This window comes from Longibaculum muris (assembly GCF_004343035.1).
Classification (GTDB): Bacteria; Bacillota_I; Bacilli_A; order Erysipelotrichales; family Coprobacillaceae; genus Longibaculum; species Longibaculum muris.
Genome location: NZ_SMCQ01000055.1, coordinates 1 through 1,092 on the forward strand (window position 1 = coordinate 1; position 1,092 = coordinate 1,092).

At 32.2% G+C, this 1,092-nt stretch carries 1 protein-coding gene; it reads left to right on the plus strand.

Annotated features, from left to right (window positions below; translation table 11 throughout):
* Positions 1-1,015: IS3 family transposase (locus tag EDD60_RS15995; protein WP_132226562.1), on the plus strand; the 1,015-nt coding region annotated here is incomplete at its 5' end.
* Between the last annotated feature and the right edge of the window lie 77 nt (positions 1,016-1,092).

A 1,092-nucleotide genomic window follows, 5' to 3' on the forward strand; every position in this document is an offset into this window, starting at 1 on the left:
AAAGGAGGAGGTCTATCGAACAAGCAAATATGAAGCTGAATATGAAACAATCAAAGAAATCAGCGAAGAAGAGATAGATAAAGCAAACATACCAAATATATCACTCATGTGCAGAATACTAGGTGTCAAACGAGCAAACTACTATAAATGGCAACATCATAAAAAAAGTGTGATAGATAAGGAAAATGAAGAAATAGCTGAATTAATCAAAGAATATCATAAGAAGTATAACGGATTACTAGGATATCGTATGATGGCGGATAGAATAAATAGAGATCATCATAAAAATTACAGTGATAAGCGTATTTATAAGATTATGAGAATACTAGGCATTCATAGTATTATTCGCCCTAAACGAAGAAGCTGCACAGTCAGAAAAAACAACAACACAGCTAAGAATAATCTTAACAGAGATTTCAATGCATCAAAACCAAATGAAAAATGGATTACTGATGTCACTGAATTCAAGTATGGGCCACATAATGAATATAAGCTATATCTAAGCGCCTTTCTTGATCTTTATGATAGAACGGTTGTCGGTTATGAAGTTGGTGATCACAATAATAACATACTTGTCTTTAACACATTTGATAAGGCGGTTAAAGATAATCCTAATGTACATCCTTTATTCCACAGTGATGGAGGTTTTCAATATACAAGTCCAGCGTTTATAAACATGCTTAAGGGACATGGTATGACACAAAGTATGTCAAGAGTTCACTGTTGCATAGATAATGGACCAATGGAAGGGTTTTGGGGAATCATGAAATGTGAGATGTATCATTACGGAAAACATTACAATACAAAAGATGAACTTATCAAAGCTATTAATGATTGGATTCATTATTACATGTATGAAAGATATCAGAGAAGATTTGGAGTTAAGACACCATATGAAGTTAGAAGTGAGGCATTCTCTTTACAAACACCAAATCAATATCCAATACCTGAAAATAAAAGAATAATAAAATATAAAAGAGAACACTATACAAACAGCACAATATTAGCTACATAAAAAAATGAAGTTGTCTTATCGACAACTTCAATAATAATTTTAATTATTTCACCTGTCTACTTGACAGGGGCGGTTCA